The 21981-nt window shown below is 65.5% G+C and carries 17 protein-coding genes and 2 pseudogenes; 2 read left to right on the top strand and 17 right to left on the bottom strand.

The genetic code is table 11. The features are described 5' to 3' along the window. Window positions 1-82 precede the first annotated feature (82 nt). The 4 genes and pseudogenes from AC1Q7H_RS35150 to AC1Q7H_RS35135 all read right to left on the bottom strand — a co-directional run. The gene (locus AC1Q7H_RS35150) at window positions 83-1579 is read right to left on the bottom strand and encodes an amidase (RefSeq protein WP_492316624.1); all 1497 of its coding nucleotides are present in this window, start codon (window positions 1577-1579) and stop codon (window positions 83-85) included. Window positions 1580-1698: 119 nt separating this feature from the next. After that, window positions 1699-4017: a primary-amine oxidase gene (gene tynA, locus AC1Q7H_RS35145; RefSeq protein WP_492316604.1), complete on the bottom strand. Its 2319-nt coding sequence runs from the start codon at window positions 4015-4017 to the stop codon at window positions 1699-1701. 243 nt (window positions 4018-4260) lie between these two features. After that, on the bottom strand, window positions 4261-4482 hold the full coding sequence (locus AC1Q7H_RS35140; protein WP_492316603.1) for a PaaX family transcriptional regulator C-terminal domain-containing protein: 222 nt from the start codon (window positions 4480-4482) through the stop codon (window positions 4261-4263). 343 nt (window positions 4483-4825) lie between these two features. Continuing rightward, window positions 4826-5418, bottom strand: a pseudogene (locus tag AC1Q7H_RS35135) (IS110 family RNA-guided transposase); the annotation flags it as partial. A 361-nt stretch (window positions 5419-5779) separates the two neighbouring features. Between AC1Q7H_RS35135 and AC1Q7H_RS35130 the strand changes: the two are divergent. After that, a complete protein-coding gene (locus tag AC1Q7H_RS35130) occupies window positions 5780-5941 on the top strand; it encodes a hypothetical protein (protein ID WP_492316602.1) in 162 nt (53 codons plus the stop codon). Window positions 5942-6197: 256 nt separating this feature from the next. Continuing rightward, window positions 6198-6656 (top strand): MarR family winged helix-turn-helix transcriptional regulator, encoded by a 459-nt coding sequence (locus AC1Q7H_RS35125; protein WP_284494955.1) that lies wholly within the window; start codon window positions 6198-6200, stop codon window positions 6654-6656. Window positions 6657-6683: 27 nt separating this feature from the next. Here AC1Q7H_RS35125 and AC1Q7H_RS35120 read toward each other — a convergent pair whose 3' ends face one another. From AC1Q7H_RS35120 to AC1Q7H_RS35060, 13 genes and pseudogenes are all read right to left on the bottom strand, one after another. Beyond that, window positions 6684-7307 carry a flavin reductase family protein gene (locus AC1Q7H_RS35120; protein ID WP_492316601.1) on the bottom strand — a complete coding sequence of 208 codons (624 nt, stop codon included), beginning with the start codon at window positions 7305-7307 and terminating at the stop codon, window positions 6684-6686. Window positions 7308-7360: 53 nt separating this feature from the next. Then, on the bottom strand, window positions 7361-8131 hold the full coding sequence (locus AC1Q7H_RS35115) for a maleate cis-trans isomerase family protein (RefSeq protein ID WP_492316600.1): 771 nt from the start codon (window positions 8129-8131) through the stop codon (window positions 7361-7363). Next, window positions 8132-9166 carry a carbon-nitrogen hydrolase family protein gene (locus AC1Q7H_RS35110; protein WP_492316599.1) on the bottom strand — a complete coding sequence of 345 codons (1035 nt, stop codon included), beginning with the start codon at window positions 9164-9166 and terminating at the stop codon, window positions 8132-8134. 52 nt (window positions 9167-9218) lie between these two features. After that, window positions 9219-10130: a fumarylacetoacetate hydrolase family protein gene (locus AC1Q7H_RS35105; protein ID WP_114133227.1), complete on the bottom strand. Its 912-nt coding sequence runs from the start codon at window positions 10128-10130 to the stop codon at window positions 9219-9221. Window positions 10131-10200: 70 nt separating this feature from the next. Next, entirely contained in the window at window positions 10201-11325 is a 1125-nt protein-coding gene (locus AC1Q7H_RS35100) for a cupin domain-containing protein (RefSeq protein WP_114133228.1), read from the bottom strand. A 60-nt stretch (window positions 11326-11385) separates the two neighbouring features. Next, window positions 11386-13707, bottom strand: a complete 2322-nt coding sequence (locus AC1Q7H_RS35095; RefSeq protein ID WP_492316598.1) for a bifunctional salicylyl-CoA 5-hydroxylase/oxidoreductase — start codon at window positions 13705-13707, stop codon at window positions 11386-11388. 62 nt (window positions 13708-13769) lie between these two features. Next, window positions 13770-14225 (bottom strand): acyl-CoA thioesterase, encoded by a 456-nt coding sequence (locus AC1Q7H_RS35090; protein WP_114133230.1) that lies wholly within the window; start codon window positions 14223-14225, stop codon window positions 13770-13772. Between the two features lie 28 nt (window positions 14226-14253). Beyond that, the gene (locus AC1Q7H_RS35085) at window positions 14254-15714 is read right to left on the bottom strand and encodes an indolepyruvate oxidoreductase subunit beta family protein (RefSeq protein ID WP_234942767.1); all 1461 of its coding nucleotides are present in this window, start codon (window positions 15712-15714) and stop codon (window positions 14254-14256) included. A gap of 79 nt (window positions 15715-15793) precedes the next feature. Further along, a complete protein-coding gene (locus AC1Q7H_RS35080; RefSeq protein WP_114133232.1) occupies window positions 15794-17989 on the bottom strand; it encodes a thiamine pyrophosphate-dependent enzyme in 2196 nt (731 codons plus the stop codon). A gap of 137 nt (window positions 17990-18126) precedes the next feature. Next, window positions 18127-19464, bottom strand: a complete 1338-nt coding sequence (locus tag AC1Q7H_RS35075; RefSeq protein WP_492316597.1) for an MFS transporter — start codon at window positions 19462-19464, stop codon at window positions 18127-18129. A 190-nt stretch (window positions 19465-19654) separates the two neighbouring features. Further along, entirely contained in the window at window positions 19655-20707 is a 1053-nt protein-coding gene (locus AC1Q7H_RS35070) for a porin (RefSeq protein WP_492316596.1), read from the bottom strand. Window positions 20708-20835: 128 nt separating this feature from the next. Further along, window positions 20836-21729 carry an alpha/beta hydrolase gene (locus AC1Q7H_RS35065; RefSeq protein ID WP_492382283.1) on the bottom strand — a complete coding sequence of 298 codons (894 nt, stop codon included), beginning with the start codon at window positions 21727-21729 and terminating at the stop codon, window positions 20836-20838. A 30-nt stretch (window positions 21730-21759) separates the two neighbouring features. Next, window positions 21760-21981 (bottom strand): annotated as a pseudogene (locus tag AC1Q7H_RS35060) (MFS transporter); the annotation flags it as partial.

Genomic DNA, 21981 nt, shown 5'->3' with positions numbered 1-21981 from the left:
TAGCTCGTAGAGTCCCGCGTCCGGCTCAAAGAACGGGCCGGTGATGTGAGTGGATGGATCGATGCGCCAAGGACTGTCGTCCTCAGCCAAGAAGCGGTGATTTGCGTTTCGTGTAGCCGGTCGCCTGTTCCCAGGCATGCGCGAGTTGCAACACGGCGAAATCCTTCTGCGCGGGTCCAAGGATCTGCAGGCCCATCGGCAGCCCGGAAGGGCTGAACCCTGCCGGGACGCTGATCACCGGCACGCTGGCCAGCGTGCCGCCGATCACCACCTCCATCCAGCGGTGATAGGTGTCCATGGTCTTGCCGGCAATCGACTTGGGCCAGTCGATCCTGGCGTCGAATGGGAACACTTGCGCCGACGGCAACACGAGGTAGTCGTACTTCTGGAACAGGGTGTTGAGCGCCTGGTACCACGCGGAGCGGTCGACGCTCGCGCGCCAGACGTCGGCGCTGGTCAGCTTCATGCCGTTCTCGATTTCCCACACCGCTTCAGGCTTGAGCTGCGCCCGCGTCTTTTCGTTGGCGTAGAGCGGGCCTGCGATGCCGGCCATGAGAAAGCCCCGCAAGGTGAGCCAGGTGCGCCAGAGGCGGTCGGGAGCGAACTCGGGCTGCACCTCATCCACGGAGCAGCCCAGCGTGGTGAAGTGCCGCAGAGCATCCTTGCAAAGCGCCATCACGCCGGGCTCGGTGGGCAGGTACCCGTTGAAGTCGCCCATCCAGCCGATGCGCGTGCCCTTGAAATCGCGCTGCAGCGGCCGAGTGAATTGAGCCGGGTCCTGGTCCAGGGACAACGGCGTGCGAGCGTCGTATCCCGCCTGCACCGACAGCAGCATCGCCAGGTCGGCCACCGTGCGCGCCATCGGGCCTTCATAGCCCAATTGCTGGTAGAAGACCTCGGACGTCGGGCCATAGGGCACGCGGCCCCAGGACGGACGAAAGCCGAAGACGTTGTTCCAACCGGCCGGGTTGCGCAACGAGCCCATCATGTCGCTTCCGTCAGCCACCGGCAGCATGTTCAGCGCCAGGGACACCGCAGCGCCACCGCTGCTGCCGCCGGCGCTCTTGCCTGGGTCGAAGGCGTTTCCGGTGGTGCCGAAGACGGTGTTGTACGTATGCGAGCCCAGCCCGAACTCGGGCGTGTTGGTCTTGCCGATGAAGATGGAGCCACTGCGGCGCTGACGCTCGACGACGATCGCGTCAGTTTTGGGCACGTAGTTCCTGAGGATCGGCGAGCCCTGTGTGGTCACGATTCCCGCGGTGTTGGCCAAGTCCTTTGGCGCCTGGGGAAAGCCGTGCATCCAACCCATGCGTTCGCCTCGCGCCAACTGTGCGTCGCGCTCGGCCGCCTGCCCCAGCAGGCCCTCACGCGCCTGCAGCGAGACGATCGCGTTTACCTTCGGATTCAGCCTGTCGATCTGTGAAAGGTAGGCCGTCATTACCTCGACACAGGAGACGCTGCGCGACTGGATGGCCTGGGACAGTTGAATCGCGGTCCAGCCGGTGATCTCCCCGGTCGGCTTCGGCGCCGGAATGGGGGCGGCCGCCGAGTGAGCGAAGGCGCTCGCGGGCGCTGCCATTGTCACGGCGCCCAGCTTGAGAAAGGTGCGGCGATGCATGTCGGTGCCGGCGGATTCCGGTTTCGTCGAGCCGTGCATGTTAGTTCCTGTAGCGATGTGGATGAGGACGTCGGGAAGGGTTACTTGCCAGGCGCTGTTGCTTCGTTCAGGCCCAGCGTTGGCGTTTCATCGAAGAAATTCCAGGGCTTGAGCAGCGCATGCACCCACTCGGTGGGCATGATCGGCCACTCCTCCGCACGTGCGACGTGGGTGGTGCCTGTGGTCAGCCAGACCACGTTATCGGTGTTCACAATGGACTGGTCGTCGCGGATGAACTCTCCCAGGCCGGTGTCCTTGTTCGACCGGTTCGGGTACTTACCCTCCGGGAACCTTTCGTCCGCGTTGTGGCGCGTGACCCATAGCTGCTTGTCCATGAAGCTCAAGCGGTGCCTGATCCACTCATCCTTGCCGAAGTTGGCGCCCTTCGCAATCGGATGCGTGCCGCCAGCGTACGGGATCAACTGATATGACACCGGGTTGCCAACCTTGTTGGTCTTGCCGGGATTGCTCAGCAGACGAATGTTTGACGGGTCGAACTGTTGGGCAGCCTGCTGTTCGGTCGCCGCCGTGTGTTGCACCGTCTGCATGGTGCTGGTGCGCGGACCGCCCCGCGTGTTGGGAGCCACGACATTGGCGATCTCGGTGAGCGCGTTGGCTTCGCCATCGACGTCCAGGTCGAGCCGGAAGTTGTAGATGTGCTGGTGTGTCGTGCCGACGATATTGTGGTCAATCAGCGTGCCGTAGCGAGTGTCTTCGGCCGCAGTCGCATCCTGCATGGTGCGTGACTTCACGCCCTTGACGGCCTCGATGCCGGTGGCTCCCGCGTTGATGCCGATGGTGCCGTTCTCGGCGAAGACCCAGTCGAAGATGTAGTCGTAGTTGCCCACGGTGCTGATCCAGCGCACCACCAACTCACGACGCTCCGTGCTCAGGTTCGGCTTGCCCATTTCCTGGTGCTTGAACTCGGGGCCGGCATAGCGCTCGAACACGGCAATCGCGTAGGGTATCCTCGCAGGTGCGCCAGTGTAGTCAGCCAGCGTCGCGTCCAGCAGCACGGCGTTCTCGGGGGCGTCCTTGCCCGGTTGGATCGGCGAGGTCAGGGTGCCCATGCCGTACTCACCCGAGTCCAGGTAGGCCTTGAAGTACCAGCCAGTGTCCGGGTCGCCGTAGGGCACGATCATCCCACCCAGCGAGCCTTCGTACATGACCTTGCGCTTAGTGCCCTTGTCGTTGTAGGTGACCGTCGACAGCACCAGGCCGACGCGCGAATCCAGCCGCAGATGGAAATCCCAGTTGCGCCAGTGCAGCGTGTTGCCGGTGATGGTGTAGTTCTTCCCTTCGGGCTCGGTGATCTCGAGGGGCTTTGGGGGCGGGGTAACGGTGCGGTCGCTGCCGTTATAGGGCGTCGGCTTCAACGGCACGGGCACCACGCCCTGGTCCTCGATCTTGATTACCTGCTTTTTTTGCAGGTCGACCACAGCCACAAGGTTCTCGATCGGATGTGCCCAGTGGTTGCCGTCGCCGACATCGAGATAGCTCACCACCTTGAGGAGCCGGCCATCCTCCCTCAATCCGTCCTTGCCGTCGAAGTAGCCCACCGTCAGCGGCGTGCCGACTACCTTCTTGACGTCGTGGATGCCTCGCTTGGCCAGCACCTGGGCAAATTCGGGACTGGACTCGATGGCCGCCTGCACGGTCGCGAAATCGTCGACCAGCACCATGCCGTGCACGCCCTCGATTGGCTTCCAGCGGGTGACGCTGCGCGCAGCCAGATCCACCGTGCCCTCGATGACATGCTGCCCGTCCAGGATCACGAACTCGGCCTGGCGTGGCGTTTTCACCGGCTGTCCGGTCAGGGTGAAGGTCCACACCTGGTCCTTGGGTGGCGTCTTCACGCTGATCTCGGTGAACCGAAAGCCTGGCTGGTAGCGACCGGCTGCCTTGAGAATTTCGACGGTGGCCTTGATCTCGTCGGCCGTCAGGGGATTCAGTGGGCTGGGTGTGCGCTCGACCACGAAGGTCTTGTCCAGGCTGGACTGAAACACCCGGTTGATAAACTGCTCCGAGACGTAGTCCTTGCCGCCTCGCGTCACAACTGGAGCGTCCAGCTTCAGGGGTTGCCCGTTGACCAGGGCTGTCTGCGAGCCTGGCTTGACTCGCACCAGCGTGCTGTTGCGAGTGATGGTGTAGACACCTGAGAACGCGTCCCAGCGAACCGTAGCGCCAAAATCCTCCAGGGTTTTCCTGAGCGGAACCATATGTGCGGCTGCGCCGTGCGCATGCGCGGGGGCGGACCAAAGTCCTGCGGCGCCGACGAATCCCAGGCCCAGTACCAGGGCAAGACTGATGGCGCAGAGCTTCGGAGGACGGAAGGAAAGAGGGCGGAAAATGGCTGGCATCGGAAGGCTGCGGGCTGAGTCATGAACGTTGGAGTGAGTATCGGCGCGGGTGCCTTCTTGCCGTTATCCGGATTCTGCAAAGAATGCGAAATCGGGCGCCTGGGCGGACGGACGCGGAAGGCACACGTGAGGGTCATGACCAGCCGTCTACGCAACTTCCTGAAGCTGGCGAGTTCATTCTGCGCGAAACCCGGCGCAAGCCATATTGCGCAGTTTCGCAGCCGGGATTACCCCGCTGCCCGGCTAATTGCCGTCGGCCGCCTGCGCGCCGGCCCCAAAGCGCAGGCGCAGGCTCCGGTTGGCATCCAGCAGCGAACCGTCCGCCACTTCCACCACGCGCCGCAGGTAGGCTTCGCTTACGTCGAGCAGCGCCCCATACAGGGTGTGGCACAAGCCGCGCGCGGTGCGGCCGGGCCAGTCTTGCGGCAGCATCGCTTCGGGCAGGTTGGGGTCGCGCAGCAGCACGTGCCCGATTGTTGATCGGTCGGCAAGCGATCCAGGCTCAGCAAGAGCCAGCGGCTGTATGGACGCCCCCGGTTTGCCAAGCGCTGCGCGAGGTCGATGGCTAAAAGGTAGATTGCAGCCATGTATCCGGATTTCGTTCGGGCTCATGCCCGCGATCCCTGATGGAATCCGCTGACCGACGCCCCATCAACCAAGTGAACTCGGAGTTCGTTGTACCAGTCGGGCTCTGCCGGTCACGGTTTGACCTGTCCTGCCATCAATCTGCGTGTTGCCTGAGCAATCTTTGGGGGGTGTGGAAGTTCTCCGGGGTCAAGTTGGTTGGATGCGTATTGGTCTGCCGTCGCTAAGCGGCTGTGCCGGCCGTTGCTGGCGAGAAGCCTGATTCGTACTCCCGGTCGCATGCAAGCAGCGCCCAGACGATTCGTGCGTTCTTGTTCGCCAGAGCGACGGCAGCGACGTTGAGGTTCCGTCGCTCCAGGAGCTTCTGCAGCCATGGATTGCTGTGCTGATCCGGCTTGCTCCGAAACGCCGTCACTGCGGATCGTGCCCCGTGGATGAGCAAGGTTCTCAGATAGGTGTCGCCACGCTGATGCCGAGTAGGGTCGTCTTGCCTCCGCTGGACGACTGGGCGGGTACGAGGCCCATCCAGGCCGCGAGTTGCCGGCCGTTCTTAGAGTTCTTGGCGTCCCCGACCGTAGCCACGAGCGCGCTCGCTGTAATCGGGCCGATGCCGGGGATCTTCACAAGCTTGCGACTTGCTTCGCTGTTGCGGTGCGATGCCTTGATCTGGGCCTCGAGCTCGCCGACCTGGGTATCGAGTTCCTTGAGGTGATCGAGCAGGCGCTCGATCAACAGCCGGAAGCTGCCTGGCAGCTCATTGCTGGCGTCTTCGATGAGTTCGCGCACACGGCCGAGAACGTGCCGATGCTGTGACGGGTGGGGGCGTCCATCCCATTAACCAACGACGGCCCCATTCTAGTCTGGCGGACCAGACCCCGGATGAGGCATACTTCGCAACGCTGCCAGCGCTCAAATCGGCAGCCTGACTGCCCCAGCGCTTCCACTTAAAAGCTCCGGATCCCTGTCCGAACAAACGGCGCCACCTCTCCCTACCTGCTGTGGCGTGCCGTCGATCAGCATGGGAGTCCGCGCCAAATTGGGGGAAAACGACCGTACCACTTCCAAGAGGCGAGTGAGCACATAGAATGCGCGCATGTCATCCGATCTTCAGCCGGCGATCGCCGTGCTTCAGCTCCGAATTGCGCTGCGCGGCTTGAGTCCGCCGGTTTGGTGACGCGTGGTCATTCCGGAGCACATTACACTGAGTCGGCTACACGATGTCATCCAGGCGGCCATGGGCTGGACGAAGCCATCTTGCCCGTCCAAGGCCGGCGGCACGAACAGCTTGTCAAGCGGCATCAGCGCGGTCGCCGGCACGGCGGTGTGCCCACCAACGTAGAGGGTCAGCGTAGTGGCGTGCGCCGCGAGGAACGCCTCGATCGCTCGGGCCTTGCCGGCGCTGAAGGCCGAGGATGGCCCGGGTCCAGCCATCGCCGAGGCCGTTAACGCGGTCGGCCAACTGGCCCAGCGTGATCACGCCTGCGGCCGCCAACCACCTGTCATTTTCAATCGCCTTGCCGTGGACGAACGCTCCCGCCGTGGTATGTTCTGCCCGTCGCGCGGCCGACGAGGCCGCTTCCCGTCTACCGGAACGCATGAACCAGCCCATCGACACCGCCGACGACGATTTCGTCGACAACTACACCCCGGCCCTGCTGGCCCAGGCCAGCCAGCTGATTTCGGGCGAATTCCACGTGATCGTGCAGGCCAATGGTTTCACCATCTCTGACTGGCGCGTCCTGTCCACGCTGTCCGGCGGCAAGCCAATCAGCATCGGGGAACTGGCGCAGATCTCGGTGACCAAGCAGCCCACCGTGACGCGCCTGCTCGACCGCATGGAGGCGCAGGGCTACGTCAAGCGCATCCCGCACGAGACCGACCGGCGCATCACGCTGGTGCGCATCACGCCGCGCGGGCAGAAGCTGACCTCCACCCTGATCGCACAGGCCCGGGCCCACGAGGACCACGTGCTGGCGCCGCTCGGCAAGAAGAAGGCCGACGAGCTGCGCGCCACGCTGAAGCTGCTGATCCACCTGCACCGCCCTGCCAACTGAGGGCAGAACTGAGCCCAGCTTCGCGCCTCAGGCCGGCCGGCGCATCTGGAACAGCGTTGACCTGCTGACCTCGTAGTAGTCGGCCGGGCCGCCACCGCGCAGGATGGGGCGTGCGGCGGCTGTGTCATAGACCCCGTCCGGCAGGAAGGCACGGTCGATATGCACGCCGACTACCTCGCCCAGCACCATCCAGGTATCGAGCATGGCGCCGTCGGCCTGGTTCAGCTGCATGACCCTGGTCGCGCGGCACTCGAACGATACCGGGCTCTCCTGCACGCGAGGCGCCGACACCAGGCGCGACGGCACCGGCGTCAGGCCCGCCAGGCCGAATTCGTCGACCTCGGGCGCGACGCCGGCGCTGGTCATGTTCATGCGCTCGGCCAGCGGGCGCGTCACCAGGTTCCAGACGAACTCGCCAATGTCCTCGACGTTGCGCACGGTGTCCTTGTAGCCGACGCTGGAGAAGGCCACCACGGGCGGTGTGTAGTTGAAGACGTTGAAGAAGGCGTAAGGCGCCAGGTTGGCGCGCCCGCCCTTGTCCACCGTCGAAATCCAGCCGATCGGGCGCGGGCCGACAATGGCGGCCAGCGGATCGTGCCGCAGCCCGTGACCGCGCGTGGGCTCGTAGAAGTGAATGTCGTCCATGTGCATGTGCGAAGCGTCGTCCCCGCGGGAGCAGGGACGACGAAAGCGTGGAATGGCGCTCAGTACTTGCCGCTCAGCAGCTCACCGCAGCCGGCGACCTCGGCGCGCAGGTTCAGCTTGCGCAGCATCTGCCAGGTGGTGGCCACTGCCGCCGACACCGTCGGGATGCCCGACTCGTCCTGCACCTTCTGGATCGACGGCAGCGACTGCATCTGCACGCAGGCCGACAGCACGATGGCGTCGACACCGCTGGTGTCGATGCGCTTGTAGATCTCCAGCAGGTTGGCCGGATCCTGCGCGGCGACCTGCAGGTTGTCGGGGATCTCCAGCGCGGTGTAGTCCTTGACCTCGATGCCTTCGCTCTCGATGTAGTCGACCACCATCTTCGTCAGCGGCTTCATGTACGGGCACACCACTGAGACACGCTTCGCGCCCATGGCGTGCAGGCCGTCCACCAGTGCGCCGGCGCTGGTCACCACCGGCGCGGGGTTGCCGTTGTCGACGGTGCGCTGGGTCAGGCGCGCCTCGGAGACGCGGTGATAGCCCTTGCCCATGCTCATGATGGCCACCAGGCAGGCGTAGCCCAGCACGTCGACACGCGCGTCGGACAGTTCGATGGCGCAGCGGTCGCTGTCGCGGTCCATGGCTTCCAGCTCTTCCTTTACCACCTTCTTCATGCGCATGCGGCTGGAGTGGAAGGTGAAGCGCTCGGCGAAGTCCTTTTCGCGCTCGCGCAACATGGCGGGGATTTCCGTCTCCATGGTGGTATTGGAGGACGGTACGATCTGCCCGATGCGCAGCGGCTTCTGGGGCGTCAGCAGAAAAGACATTTACTTGCTCTCGGAAAGGTCGAATGCGTTGAGTTCCGCTTCCTCGGCGTCGAGGTCGAAGGCCTGGCTGGCGCCGTCCAGGAACTGGGCGGGCTGCAGCGGCCGGCGGTCGACACGCAGGTCGAAGATGTCGAAGCGGTTGTAGTGGCCGGTGATGTCGTGCATCTGGCGCGGCTGGATGCAGCGCGACAGGTCGATGTCGGCGTAGACGATGCCTTCCGTGTCGATCAGCGGCTCACCGATCACGCGGCCATCTGGCCCCAGGAAGCCGGAGAAGGCGCTGTTGCGGCGCGACAGCAGTTCGCGTGCCTTGGGGTTCAGCGGGCTCATGGCCTCGATGATTTCCTCCGATACGGTCGAGCACGAGACCGCGGTGAACACCTTGCCCTCGAAGCAGTGGGCGGCGGCGCGCACCTTGATGGCCTCGGCCATGTCGTAGTCGGCCGGCGCCACCGGCAGCGCGATGTAGCTGGCCACGTGCATCAGCTCGCCCTGCGACAGCAGCGAGAAGCGCGCCAGCGTGTTGGTGTTCTCGCCGCAGGCCAGCGAGCCGAGCGGGCCGACGCTGGTCTGGTGCACGCGCAGCGCCGAGGCGTCGCCATTGGCCCAGGTCAGCTTCTCGGCCCAGGTGGGCACCAGCTTGCGGTGGCGGCCCAGGATGCGGCCTTCGTCGCTGATGGTCACCAGCGTGTTGAAGAGGGTGCCGATGCCGGTGCGGCTGCGCTCGTTCACGCCAACGATCACGTTGATGTGGTTGGCCTGCGCCGCTTGCGCGATCTTGCGGATCTCCGGGCCGGGGATCTCGATGGAAGCCTTGACCAGCTTCTCGAACCAGGGGCTGGCGTCGACCGGGTTGGTCAGCCAGCTCCAGTAGGGGTAGCCGGCCACGAACACTTCCGGAAAGGCGACCAGCTTCGCGCCGTTGTCGGCGGCTTCCCTGATCAGCCGGCAGACCTTGTCGACCGTGGCGTCGGCATCGAGGAAGACGGGAGCAGCCTGTACGGCCGCGGCCTTGAACTTGGGCAGGTTGAGCATATGTGTGCCTCGCTTGCAGCGGTCATCCCCGCTGGCGCGGGGATGACGGGGTTTAGACAGCCACCACCGGGTGGCGCAGTTCGCCGATGCCTTCCACCGTGGCCACCACGGTGTCGCCCGGCCACAGCCACTCCTGCGGGGTGCGGCCCGCGCCCACGCCGTCCGGCGTGCCGGTGGCGATGATGTCGCCGGGTTCCAGCGCCATGCCCTTGCTGATGTCCGCGATCAGCGCCGGCACCTTGAACAGCATGTGGCGCGTATTGGAGCTTTGCTTGGTCACGCCGTTGACGGTCAGCGACAGGTCCAGCGTGTGCGGGTCGGGGATCTCGTCGGCGGTGACGATGACCGGGCCGAACGGGGCATAGGTGTCCTGGCCCTTGGAGTAGATCCACTGGCCGGCGCGGCGGCAGTCGCGCGCCGAGATGTCGATCATCACGCTGTAACCGAACACGTAGTTGAGCGCATCGGCTTCCTTCACGCCCTTGCCGCGCGTGCCGATGATGACGGCGAGCTCGACTTCCCAGTCCATCTGCTGGGTGATTTCCTTGTTGTGCTCGATGGCATCGCCTGGGCCGATCACGGTGGTGGGCGGCTTGGAGAAGATCACCGGCTCTTTCGGCAGCTCTTTCGAGGTGTCCAGGCTGCGGCTGGATTCGGCGACGTGCTCGACGTAGTTCAGGCCGATGCCCCAGATGTTCTTGCGCGGGCGCGGGATCGGCGCCAGCAGCTTGACGTTGGAAGCCGGCACGGCCACGCCGAACGGGAGCCTGCCGCGATATTCGTTCAGCAGCGCGCTGGTCGAGCGGACTGCCTCGGGGCCCAGGTCGATGAACTCGAGCATGGTGGAGGGAATGCTCACGCCGACGGCGGCGCCGAAACGGGCGAGGTCAACGACATTGCCGTCGACGATGGCGCCCAGGCGGGCGGCGGCAGCGACTTCAGCGCGATAGGTTACGAGACGCATGGTTTGATAACTCCGGAAAAGGCCGCAAGCGGTGCGGCTGCACAATTTGGAAAATGGGTACTGCTGAGGTTCAAAGGACCACCTGATGCCCACCGTTCTCTGCCAGCGCTTGCTCGCGGTACAGGCCCAGCGAATGCATCACCGGCAGGTCGTTGAAGCAGAACAGCACGGCGTCATCGCTGGCCGACGCGTTCGCGTGCTCATGGAAGGCCCACGACGGCACGCAGAAGATGTCGCGCTCGGTCCAGTCGAAGCGCTGGCCGTTGATGACCGAGTAGCCACTGCCCTTGGCTACCTGGTAGATGAAGCTGCCGGTGTGGCGGTGGGCCTGGGTGGCTTCGCCAGGACGCAGCAACTGCATGCTGGCGCCGATGGTCGGCATCACCGGGCCGCCGGTGACCGGATTGACGTAGTGCATCAGCACGCCGTCGAACGGGCTGCCGTCGGTGACCTTGCTGTGGCGTACCAGCGCCTCGTAGGTCGGCGCCCATTCGTACTTGTAGAGCGGCGAATACGGCTTGGTCCAGTTGCCTTCGTGCGGGCGCAGGCCCTTGCCGCCCCAGATCGCCGGCATGTCGTCGACCGGGTGAGTCACAGCTTGCTGCAGGTCCGGGTGCACGGCGTAGAAACCGGCCTCCATGGCGTTGACCAGCGGAATGTCCAGGCCGTCCTGCCAGATGCAGGTGGTGCCTTCGGCCGCCACGCCATGCTCATGCCAGGTCCCGTTGGGCGTGAGCACGAAGTCGTTGGCGTTCAGCGTCATCTTGTGGCCGTCGACGATGGTGTAGGCGCCGCTGCCTTCCATGATGAAGCGCAGCGCCGACGACGAGTGCGCGTGTGCCGAGGCGGCTTCGCCGGGATGCATCACCTGCAGGCCCGAATAGAGCCAGCCCACTGCTGCCGAAACGTCCTGGCGGCCCGGGTTGTTCAGGTAGATCACGCGGCGGCCGGCCTTCTCCGGCGTTACCAGGTCGACCGAGCGCAGCACGTGATCACGCAGGTCGCGGTAGCGCCACAGCACCGGCACCGATTCTGACTTCGGCTGCCACGGCTCGATCTTGTTGGCCACGGTCCAGAGCGCGCCGGTCTTGAGCGCATCGAGCTCCTTGTAGTAGGCGACCAGCTCGGGCGTGTCTTCCACGTCGGCGCGGCCGGCTACGTTCTCGCGGTAGGTGTCATAGGAGGTATTCGACATCGTCTTCCTCTTTGGTCTGGTTTCTCCCTCTCCCGTGGACGAGAGAGGGGCGAGCCATCGTCAGGCCGCCGCGCGCTTGATGCTGCGCTCCAGCTGATCCTTGGCGAACAGGTACTGCTTGGGCCATTCCACGCGGCGGTAGCCCAGTTGCGCGCTCTCGCGCAGCAGCCAGGCCGGATCGGCCAGGTACGGGCGCGACAGCGCGCACAGGTCGGCGCGGCCCGAGGCGATGATTCCGTTGACGTGGTCGGCTTCGGTGATCGCGCCTACGGCGATGGTCGGCACCCCTGCCTCGTTGCGCACGCGGTCGGCGAACGGGGTCTGGAACATGCGGCCGTAGACCGGCTTCTGCGCCGGCGTGACTTCGCCGGAAGAGCAGTCGATCATGTCGGCGCCGGCCTCCTTGAACAGGCGCGCCATGGCCACCGCGTCGTCGGCGCTGTTGCCGCCTTCGACCCAGTCAGTGGCGGAGATGCGCACCGACACCGGCTTGTCCTGCGGCCAGACCGCGCGCACCGCGCGCAGCACTTCCAGCGGGAAGGCCATGCGGTTTTCCAGCGAGCCGCCGTATTCGTCGCTGCGCTGGTTGGTCACAGGCGAGAGGAAGTTCGACAGCAGGTAGCCGTGGCCGGCCTGCAGCTCCAGCCAGTCAAAGCCCGCGGCGGCGGCTCGCCGGGTGGCGGCAACGAAGTCATCGCGCACGCGGTCCATGTCTGCGCGGGTCATGGCGCGCGGCGTCTGCGAAACGCCCGGCAGGTAAGGCAGCGCGGAGGCAGAGATCAGCGGCCAGTTGCCCTCGGCCAGCGGGTGGTCCATCTGCTCCCAGCCCAGCTGGGTCGAGCCGCGGCGGCCGGCGTGGCCGATCTGCACGCCAATGCGCGCGCTGGTGTGCTCATGCACGAAGCCGACGATGCCGGCGAATGCCGCCGCCTGCTCGTCATTCCACAGGCCCGGGCAACCCTCAGTGATGCGGCCGTCCGGCGACACCGCCGTCATTTCAACCATCACCAGGCCGGCACCGCCCAGTGCGCGGCTGCCCAGGTGCACCATGTGGAAATTGCCCGGCACGCCCATCTGGCACGAGTACATGGCGGTGGGCGACACCACCACGCGGTTCTTCAGTTCCACGCCGCGCACGGTGTACGGCGTCAGCATCGGGGGCACGGCGGTGGCATCCGTGCCGGCGCGTCCGGCCAGCCATGACTCGTAGCCTTCCAGCCAGGCCTTGTCACGCACGCGCAGGTTCTCGTGCGAAATGCGCTGCGAGCGGGTCAGCAGCGAGTAGGCGAACTGCTCGGGCTCCAGGTCTTCATAGCGCCTGACGTTCTCGAACCATTCGGTCGAGTTGCGCGCGGCGTTCTGGATCTTGAGCACTTCCACCGAGCGCACGGCTTCGTAGTGCTTCAGTGCATCTTCCAGCGGGCCTTCGGTGTTGCGCAGGGTGCGCGCCAGCTCGATAGCATCTTCCAGCGCCAGCTTGGTGCCGGAGCCGATCGAGAAGTGCGCGGTGTGGGCGGCGTCGCCCATCAGCACCACGGGCACCTTCTTCTCCAGGCCGCTGTCGTCGGCCAGGTTGTTCCAGTGCACCCACTTCTCGCAGATCACGCGCGGGAACTGGATCCAGATCGCCGAGCCGCGCAGGTGGCCGGCGTTGCTGATCAGCGGGTTGCCGTCCAGGTACGGGGCGAACAGCTTCTCGCAGTAGGCGATGCCTTCTTCCTGGCTCATCTGGTCGATGCCGGCGGCCTTCCAGGTTTCTTCCGGGGTCTCGACGATAAAGGTCGAGGTGCCGTCCTCGAAGCGATAGGCGTGTGCCTGGAACCAGCCATGCTCGGTCGGCACGAAGATGAAGTTGAAGGCGTCGAACACCTTCTTCGTGCCCAGCCAGACAAAGCGGCAGTTGCGCGTGTCGATGTCGGGGCGGAAGGTGTCGGCATAGCGCTTGCGCACCACGCTGTTGAGGCCGTCGGAAGCCAGCACCAGGTCGGCGTTGTACTTGCGCGCAATGGCCTGGTCGTCCTCGACGTAGTTCTCGAATACCAGTTCCACACCGACTTCCTCGCAGCGCGCCTGCAGGATGTTCAGCAGCTTCTTGCGGCCGATGCCGATGAAGCCGTGGCCGCCGCTGCGCACCGCGCGGCCCTTGAAGTGGACTTCGACATCGTCCCAGCGGTTGAACGCATCGCCGATGGTCTCGGCCGAGACCGGGTCGGCCTCGCGCAGGTTGTCCATGGTGGCGTCGGAGAACACCACGCCCCAGCCGAAGGTGTCATAGGGACGGTTGCGCTCGACCACCACGACTTTATTGGCGGGATCCTGGAGCTTCATCAACAGGCCGAAATACAGGCCGGCGGGGCCACCGCCGATACATACAATGTTCATGGCTGTTCCAATTTGGTTACTACCGGAGCCTGCGGCACCCCCCGCAGCGGGTACGTCGGCATTCAGACGGTGGTTTCGGGAATAGGCCGGCCTGAGGGCGCAGTGCCGTGTTCGATTGCGGCCCGCAGGTCATCGGGCACCAGGATCGCCAGGTGCGTGTCCAGCGAGGTCATCACGATGGTCTGCGTGGCCGCCATGCGCAGCTCGCCGTCTGCGCCGGTGCAGCGCCAGGCCAGCGTGATCGACTTGCCCCCCAGGCGCACCACTTCCAGCTCCAGCCAGACCTGGTCGCCAAAGCGGCTGATCGCCTTGAAGTCCACCTCCAGGTGCACGGTCGGCATGCCCAGCCGGCGCGCGCCGATCACGCCGTGGTAGCCGTCCGGCAACAGGGTGTCGACCCAGCGTTCGATCAGGTCGTTGAACAGCACGAAGTACTGCGGGTAGAAGACGATGCCGGCCGGGTCGCATTCCGAGAAATGGATCTTGTGCTGGCGCCGGAAGGTATGCGTAGTGCTCATGGTCTGCGGTTCCTGGGTTTGCGAGTGATCACGCCAGCGCGTGGCGGGCGAGGGCTTCCTTCAGCTTCTTGCCGTGCTCGTCGGCAAGCGCGGCTTCGCGCAGCTCGCGCAGCGTGGCCGGGGCCAGGCGGGCACCCGCGCGCATCACGGCGTTCATCAGGGTCTGGTAGTTGGTCAGGCCGCGCACATGGGTGTCGCTGTAACCCTTCACCAGCCGCTGGCACTGCACCACTTCCAGCGCCAGCGCAGGGTTGAGGCGCGCGGCGGCCAGCACCTGGGCCAGCCAGCCTTCGATACGCTCGGTTTCCAGCGCATAGCGCAGCGTGCTGCGGCGGATGCCGCGCAGGCGCGACACCGCCCACAGCATCAGGTAGCCCCGCAGCGAGCTGGTGGTGACCACGCGGCCCGAGGTGGTGAAGCGGCGCACCAGGCGGTGCACGAAATGCGGCTGCATCAGCCAGCGGCCGAGTCCGGCCGGGAGCGTCTCGCAGATTTCTTCCAGGCGCGGGTGCATGAATTCGTTGATCGCCAGCAGCTGCTTGTCGCCGGCGCGCACCTCGCCCCGCACGCGCGCGAAGCGCGAGTCGCGGGTCTTGAGGTCGGCCACGCGAATGGTGTCCTCGTACGACATCCACAGCGCCAGGTGACGCGCGGTTTCGCGCAGCAGCGCGATATCGCCGTTGCCGACGGCCCGCCGCACGGCAGCCAGCCGATCCAGGTACAGGCCGGCGTAGGCTACGTCCTGGTAGTCGATCATGCGGCGCACGCCTTCGACCACGACGGGCCAGTTCTCGGCCGGTTGTTCGGCGCGGGCGCGCTGCAGCAACTGCGCGACCCTGGGATCCTGCGGCTTGAGTTCGCCCAGCGGCTTTGCGGCTTCCGCGGCGGGCGTCTCGGCGGCCTCGGCGATGGCGAACGCCGCGCCAAAAGCGCGCAGGCTGGGCTTCACGCCCACGCCGCCGCGCTCGATCGTGGCTTCGAACTGCGCGCGGCTGAACGGCAGCACGCCGGTGCCCGCCAGCGCGCCGAACAGCACGGCGCTGATGACGCTGCCGCTGGCTTCGGCCGCCTGCGCCATGTCGAAGCGTACAAAGCGTTTGGCAGCCTTGCCGGCATGGGCGATCAGCTCGTTGCTGTCGACGCGGCCATCGCCCATCGCGGATTTCTCCGCGATGGAGTACACGCGGTGGGTGGAAGACACCAGCGTGGTGCGCTCCGGCGTCACCAGTCCGCGCTGCACGGCGCGGCCGGCTTCCATCAGTTCCGAGGCGAGTACCACATCGACATCGCCAGGGGTGGGCATCAGCGCCAGCACCGGCTGACGGCCGGCCTGCTCGGCCAGGTCGCGCGGGAACAGCTCGACGTAGTAGATGGTGGCGCCGGTGCGCTGCGCCACGCCGGGCACCGACGTGGTTTGCGCGATGTAGCCGTTGTGCTCGCCCAGATCCACGATCCAGTCGGCGAGCACGCCGCCGCCTTCGCCGCCCATGGCGAGGATGGCGACCTTGATCGGCTTGGCGCTGAGGTTGTTGGGTGCGTTCACGATTGAACCTCTCGAAGCTTGGTGTTCAGAATGCAAGGCGGGTGCGGCGCGCGGCATCGCGGCGCTGCAGGAAGCCGATCACGCCGTCGCGCAGGCGCTGGCGCAGCTTGTCGATGCGGGTCGGGTTGGTGACGATCTGCGCACGGTAAAAGGACGGGCACAGCACCGCCGCGTGCGAGACCTCGCCGCACAGGCCACAGCCCACGCAGCTGTCCAGCACGGAGGCGACCGGATCGGTGCGCAGCGGGTCCGGGTTGGGCTTGATCGTCAGCGAAGGGCAGCCCGACAGCCGGATGCACGAGTGATCGCCGGTGCAGGTGTCGGAATCCACGCCAAAGCGCTCCCGTACCACGCGCTGGCCGTCGGCGATCGCCTTGCGCGTCTTCGGCTTCTCGCGGCGCTGCTTGTTCAGCATGCATTCGCTTTGCGCGATCAGAACCTTCGGGCCTTTGGCGCCAGTGGTTAGCGCTTCCTTGAGCGTAGCCTTCATCGCCTTCAGGTCGTAGGTGCGGCGGATGGTGCGCACCCACTTGACACCCACGCCCTTGACTGCGTCCTCGATGGCGTGGCCGGTGCTGCGCGTGTCGTTCAGCGCGGTCGAGGACAGGATGTCCTGCCCGCCGGTGGCGGACGTGTAGCTGTTGTCGACCACGATGGTCAGGTTGTCGCTCTTGTTGAAGACTGCATTGGCGATGCCGCTGGTCAGGCCGTTGTGCCAGAAGCCGCCGTCGCCCATGACGGAGATGGCGCGCTTGCCGCCGGGCGCGTTGAGCGCCGCGGCGCTGGCGCTGCCCAGGCCGTAGCCCATGGTGGTGTTGCCCAGGTTGAACGGCGGCAGGATGGAGAACAAATGGCAACCGATGTCGGCGCTCACGTGGTGCTCGCCGATCTCGCGCTCGACCAGCTTCATCGCGGTAAAGATCGGGCGCTCCGGGCAGCCGGTGCAGAAGCCGGGCGGGCGCGCATGCACGCTCTCGTCGACCAGCTTCTGCGGTTCCAGCACTTCGGCTGCCACGGCGTCGACGGTGGCGGCGGGCGCCTGCACCAGGGGGATCACCTTACGTGCAGGCTTAGGTTCCGGCAGAGGTTCGATCTTGCCGTACTGCTCCAGGAAGGCGCGCAGCCCCTTGAGCACGGTCGCAGTGTTGTACTCGCCAGCCAGCGGCAGCAGGTCCTTGCCATGCAGCGCCGCGGTGGCACCGGCCATGCGCAGGATGTTGGCGGCGTTCTGCTCGATAAAGTTGGGCTGGCCTTCTTCCAGCACCAGCACCGCGCGCTTGCCCGCGCAGAAGCGTTCCCACTCCGAATCGATCAGCGGGTAGGCCACGTTCATCACGTACAGCGGGATCTTCGACTCGCCGAACACATCGGCCAGGCCGAGCTGCTCCAGTGCGCGGATCAGCGTGTTGTAGCTGCCGCCCTGCACGGCGATGCCGATGTCGTCCATCTCGCCCTGGAAGAGTTCATTGAGCTGGCGTTCCTCGATGAACTTCACGGCGGCGGGCCAGCGCTGCTTGATCTTCTCGTGCTCGTGCACGAAGCTCGCCGGGGGCAGCACGATACGGCTGAGGTCGCGCGTGGGGTTCTCGAGCGCGTCCTGGATGGAGAACTTCGAGCGGCGGTTGTCGGAAGCGACGAACTGGCCATGTACGTGGCACGAGCGCACGCGCAGCTGCAGCATCACCGGTGTATTCGAGGCTTCTGACAAGTCGAAGCCGTCCTTCACCGCCTGCACGATGCACGGCAGGTTGGGGCGCGGATCGAGCAGCCACATCTGCGACTTCATCGCAAACGCGTGGCTGCGCTCCTGCATGATCGAGGAACCTTCGCCGTAGTCTTCGCCGACGATGATCAGCGCGCCGCCGGTGACACCGCCCGAAGCCAGGTTGGCCAGCGCGTCCGATGCCACGTTGGTGCCCACGGTGGCCTTGAACGTTACCGCGCCGCGCAGCGGGTAGTTGACCGAGGCCGCCAGCGATGCAGCCGCCGTGGCTTCGCTCGCGCTGTTCTCGAAGCGGATGCCATGCTCGGCCAGGATGTCCTGCGCATCGGCCAGCACGTCCATCAGATGCGAGATCGGCGAGCCCTGGTAGCCGGCCACGTAGGCGACGCCGGATTCCAGCAGCGCCTTGGTGACCGCGAGGATGCCCTCGCCGCTGAATACCTCGCCGGAACCCAGGCGCAATTTCTTGACTTCTTCGGCAAACGAACGCTCAGCCATGGCTTTTCTTCCTGACGCTCACGTTGGGGTGAGACGAATATAGTTTAAGCAGAAACATTTCCATAATCATATATATGCACGGAGCTCGAGGTCACCGGGACGGCTTCCGTGGAAGCCGAAGTCCCTCCTCAGGCGATCTATGCGTTGCTTTGCTGGCCGGCGCGGGCCACGACGACTGGTTGCCGTGCCGATGGCAGCAGCGCCACAGCCAGCGCAGCGGCAAGGCCGGCAATCGAGAACGTGATGAAGTTCCAGCCGAAACCCAGGCCTGAGCCGGCCACGTAGCCGCCAACGAGCGGGCCGCTCATGGCGCCGAAGCGCGCGAAGCTCAGGGCCCATCCTGTTGCCGCGGCCCGTGCGTGTGCCGGGTAGTAACCGGCCAGATGGCCCGTAAGGATCAGCGATGCCGAGACGCTGCCCACGCCTGCCAGTGCGACCAGCAGGTAGTTGACGGCAACGGAGTTGCGGAACATCAGCGCGCCGATGGCGAGAGCGCCGATCAGGTAGAAAACCGCGACGGTGCCACGTGCGCCTATCCTGTCGGCCGCGCTGCCCAGGAAGAGGCCGCCTACCGCGGAAGCAAGGCTGAAGATAACCAGGAAGGAAAGGCTGGAGCCGAGGTCGTAGCCATTCTTGCGCATGATGGTCGGCAGCCACGTATTGAGGCCGTAGACCAGCAACAAGCCGAAGTACAGTGCGATCCAGAAGCACGCCGTCGCGCGCAGCTGCTTGCGGGCGAACATGCTCGACATCACGTCGCGCCAGGTGGCGCGGGCGGCGCTGTTGGCGGGCCCGGCTTGTGACGGCAGTCGGCCATGGCCAGTGCGATCGGCCAATGCCTGCGCTTCATCGATTCGCCCTTGCCCCACCAGGTACTCCAGCGACTCGGGCAGCAGCCACGCCATCAGCGGTATCAGCACCATGGGCACGGCACCCAGGCCAATCACGCCACGCCAGCCAAGGCTGGGCAACAGCCACATCGCAATGAGCGCGGCGCAAAGGATGCCCACGGAATACCCCGAGTACATCAGCCCATAGTTGAAGCTGCGGCGGTGCGGAGGCGAGTACTCGATGGTCAGGGCGGCGGCGACGGGAATGACGCCACCGAGGCCGAGCCCGCCGATGAATCGCAGGACGCCGAAGATGGCGGGCGTTGGCGCATAGGACGCGCCCAGCATGGTCAGCGAGAACAGGGAAACGCAGAGCAGCAGCATGCGGCGGCGGCCGATCATCTCGCTCAGCGTGCCGATCAGGAAGGCGCCAAAGAACATGCCGACCAGGGCATAGCTGCTGAGGGCACCGAGTTCCAGCGGCGTCAGGTTCCAGTTGCGGTCGTCGGCGAGTGTGGGCAGTACCGCTCCCATGACGCCGACGTCATAGCCTTCAAAAAGAATCGCAAGAAAGCATACGAAAAGTACGGTATAGGTCGCGCGAGAAGCGGGGCGCCAGGGCTGAGCGGTGCCAGCTGGGGTCATTGTCTGTCTCCTGATGGGTGGCGGATGGTGAACCGGAGAAGCCGCCAGGGAACCTGTTTCGCGCGATCGTCGCCACGCGCTCGTTGTCGTTCCACATAGTTTAGGCATAAACATATGATTGTGGAAATATTTTTTTTGGGGCGACGAAGAAAATCTGATCGGCGCCTCGAAGGGAGGCGCCGGGCTCCTGCTAGAACTTGTGGCGCAGGCCCAGCCCGAAGGTGTTGCCCGGGTTCAGGTCGGTCACCTTGTCATAGCGCCAGGCGGCGTAAAGGTCAGTGCGCTTGGAGAACGGGTAGTCGTAGGCCAGCGTGGTGGTGTCGCGGCGGGCCGAGCCCAGCGTCTCGTTGCCGCCCTGCCAGGTACGCACCCACGTTGTCATCAGCGAGCCCGGTCCCAGCGGCGCGCTCGCGCCCACCTGCATGGTGCGGATGCGCTGGCGGCTCAGTGCGCTGAAGCTGTTGTCCGACTGCGCGTACTGGCCGAACAGCTTGACCACCTTGAAGTCGTAGGACATGCCCGCCAGGTAGGCCATCTGGTAGCTGGCGCCGCTGGCCGCGAATTCCGGCGCATTGACCCCCACGCGCTGCACCGCCAGCGTGGCGCCAAAGTTGCCGTTGAAGTAGGTGGCATTGCCGCCGTAGTTCTGCTTGCCCTGGTGGCCGGCGCTCTCGCCGGTCGAGTAGATCGCATTGAAGCGCAGCCCGCCGAAACCGGGGCTCTGGTACAGCACGGAGTTGTCCCAGGCGGTGTCACCTGCGACCGCGTTGCCGACCGGCGACCCAGGCGGCGTGGTGTAGGCATGCAGGAACATCGGCGAGAACACGGCCGAATCCGCCAGCGGGTTGAACAGCAACATCGACACGAACCACGGCGTGGTGTTGCGGCCGAGCTTGATCGCGCCAAAACCTCCGTTCAGGCCAACATAGGCATTGCGCCCGAACATGACGTCGCCGTCGAAGCGGCCGACCTTGCCATTGTCCGTACGGAAAAAGCTCTCCAGCGTGAACTCGGCGTTCAGGCCGTTGCCGAGCGCTTCCTGCCCGCCAATGCCCCAGTAGGAGGTGGTCAGGCCGGAACTGTCGACGACCGCGGTGCTGTGGGCATCGCCACTGGCACGCACGGAGCCGGCAAAGGCGTCAATCGTGCCATAGAGTTGCACGGCGCTCTGGGCCTGCGCGGCGCCGGAGGCGAGGCTGCCGGCGGCCGCCACGGCGGCCAGGATCCTGCGTTGGTGCTTCATTGTCTTCCCTTCTCTCTCTTCTCTTGTGGACGTCTGCGGCTCTGTCAGGTCGCCGCGATCGCCAGGACCCGCAACGGACTGCCCGACCCATTCTGGAGGTGGTTATTACAAAAAGGTTTCGGCGCGCCTCAACCACCAGGCATCGCGAAAGCTTCCAGAGGCGCATCTTCCCGGATCACCCCGGCCACCGCCGCCAGCCACGGATTACCTTCATCGCGGAAAATATTCAGTACGTCATAGTGATGGCGGCCGGCGACCGGCGCCAGCGCGTGGACACCTTGCCAGTACGCAGCAATCCGGCGCGCCTGTGCCTTGAAGCCTTCCGTTTCGTCCGCGCCGACCAGCGTGTAAAGCGGCGCATCACTGTCGCGGTCAAGCCGCACCGGGCTCAGGCGGCCGGCGCTGGCCGCATCGAGACCGAGAACGTCGTTGACGCTGGTGTCGACCAGCGGCGCCAGGTCGAAGAGGCCGCTGATCGCAATGGCGCTGCGTACCGGCGCGCCGCCCCCCTTTCCTGCGCCGGCCGTGCTGCCATGCGCCGTCAACATCATTGCCGCCAGGTGGCCACCTGCCGAATGCCCCATCACATGCAGGCGGTCCGGGTCGATGCCGTAGCGCCCGGCATGGCGGTGCAGCCAGTGCAGGGCCCTGGCCGTCTGCTCGACCATGCGGTCCAGCGTCGCAGCCGGCGCCAGCGTGTAGTTGTTGACCACGACGGTGATGCCCGCGCGAACTAGTGCCGAGGCAACGAACGAGACATCGCGCTTGTCCCCCGCCTGCCAGTAGCCGCCATGGATAAACATCACCGCGGGCGCGCCGGACCGGGCCGCGGAAAAGATATCCATCCGCTCATCCGGGGCCGCGCCGAACGCCACGTCAGGCTCATGGGCCAGCGCAGCTCGGGCCAAGGCCGAGTGGCGCTGCCAGCCGGCCATCTGGTCGAGCGCATCGGGATGCCGCTGGCGCAGGTTGAAGTCAGCTTCGTTCTGCAGGTTGATGCGTCGATTGTGGGAATCGAACATGATGCGATCTCTTGGTCGTTGCCCGGGCTGTCAGTGCGCCACCGCCGGTGCCGCCGCGGTGCGCCGGTCGCCTGCCAGCACCAGCAAGGCAGCCAGCACTATCACCTCGACGCCGAAGAAAGCCACGAACGCCATCGTGAACGAGTGCGTCAGGTCAATGACCCAGCCCATCAGTGTCGGCGCGATAAAGGTGGAAACGATGCCGCCAAGCTCGGCATAGCCGATGGCAGTCGCGGCCAGCGCCTCGCCATA

It is taken from the genome of Cupriavidus sp. GW823-FHT06D04 (genome assembly GCF_058795055.1).
The sequence above is the reverse complement of the archived record's forward strand: the minus strand, read 5'-3'. Positions and strand labels throughout refer to the sequence as shown.

What these genes read in the sequence shown, in the direction of transcription:
- AC1Q7H_RS35150 (WP_492316624.1), bottom strand. Translation starts at nt 1,579, where the DNA reads ATGGCAGCGCCCGCGAGCGCCTTCGCTCACTCGGCGGCCGCCCCCATT.
- tynA (WP_492316604.1), bottom strand. Translation starts at nt 4,017, where the DNA reads ATGCCAGCCATTTTCCGCCCTCTTTCCTTCCGTCCTCCGAAGCTCTGC.
- AC1Q7H_RS35125 (WP_284494955.1), top strand. Translation starts at nt 6,198, where the DNA reads ATGAACCAGCCCATCGACACCGCCGACGACGATTTCGTCGACAACTAC.
- AC1Q7H_RS35120 (WP_492316601.1), bottom strand. Translation starts at nt 7,307, where the DNA reads ATGCACATGGACGACATTCACTTCTACGAGCCCACGCGCGGTCACGGG.
- AC1Q7H_RS35115 (WP_492316600.1), bottom strand. Translation starts at nt 8,131, where the DNA reads ATGTCTTTTCTGCTGACGCCCCAGAAGCCGCTGCGCATCGGGCAGATC.
- AC1Q7H_RS35110 (WP_492316599.1), bottom strand. Translation starts at nt 9,166, where the DNA reads ATGCTCAACCTGCCCAAGTTCAAGGCCGCGGCCGTACAGGCTGCTCCC.
- AC1Q7H_RS35105 (WP_114133227.1), bottom strand. Translation starts at nt 10,130, where the DNA reads ATGCGTCTCGTAACCTATCGCGCTGAAGTCGCTGCCGCCGCCCGCCTG.
- AC1Q7H_RS35100 (WP_114133228.1), bottom strand. Translation starts at nt 11,325, where the DNA reads ATGTCGAATACCTCCTATGACACCTACCGCGAGAACGTAGCCGGCCGC.
- AC1Q7H_RS35095 (WP_492316598.1), bottom strand. Translation starts at nt 13,707, where the DNA reads ATGAACATTGTATGTATCGGCGGTGGCCCCGCCGGCCTGTATTTCGGC.
- AC1Q7H_RS35090 (WP_114133230.1), bottom strand. Translation starts at nt 14,225, where the DNA reads ATGAGCACTACGCATACCTTCCGGCGCCAGCACAAGATCCATTTCTCG.
- AC1Q7H_RS35085 (WP_234942767.1), bottom strand. Translation starts at nt 15,714, where the DNA reads ATGGGCGGCGAAGGCGGCGGCGTGCTCGCCGACTGGATCGTGGATCTG.
- AC1Q7H_RS35080 (WP_114133232.1), bottom strand. Translation starts at nt 17,989, where the DNA reads ATGGCTGAGCGTTCGTTTGCCGAAGAAGTCAAGAAATTGCGCCTGGGT.
- AC1Q7H_RS35075 (WP_492316597.1), bottom strand. Translation starts at nt 19,464, where the DNA reads ATGACCCCAGCTGGCACCGCTCAGCCCTGGCGCCCCGCTTCTCGCGCG.
- AC1Q7H_RS35070 (WP_492316596.1), bottom strand. Translation starts at nt 20,707, where the DNA reads ATGAAGCACCAACGCAGGATCCTGGCCGCCGTGGCGGCCGCCGGCAGC.
- AC1Q7H_RS35065 (WP_492382283.1), bottom strand. Translation starts at nt 21,729, where the DNA reads ATGTTCGATTCCCACAATCGACGCATCAACCTGCAGAACGAAGCTGAC.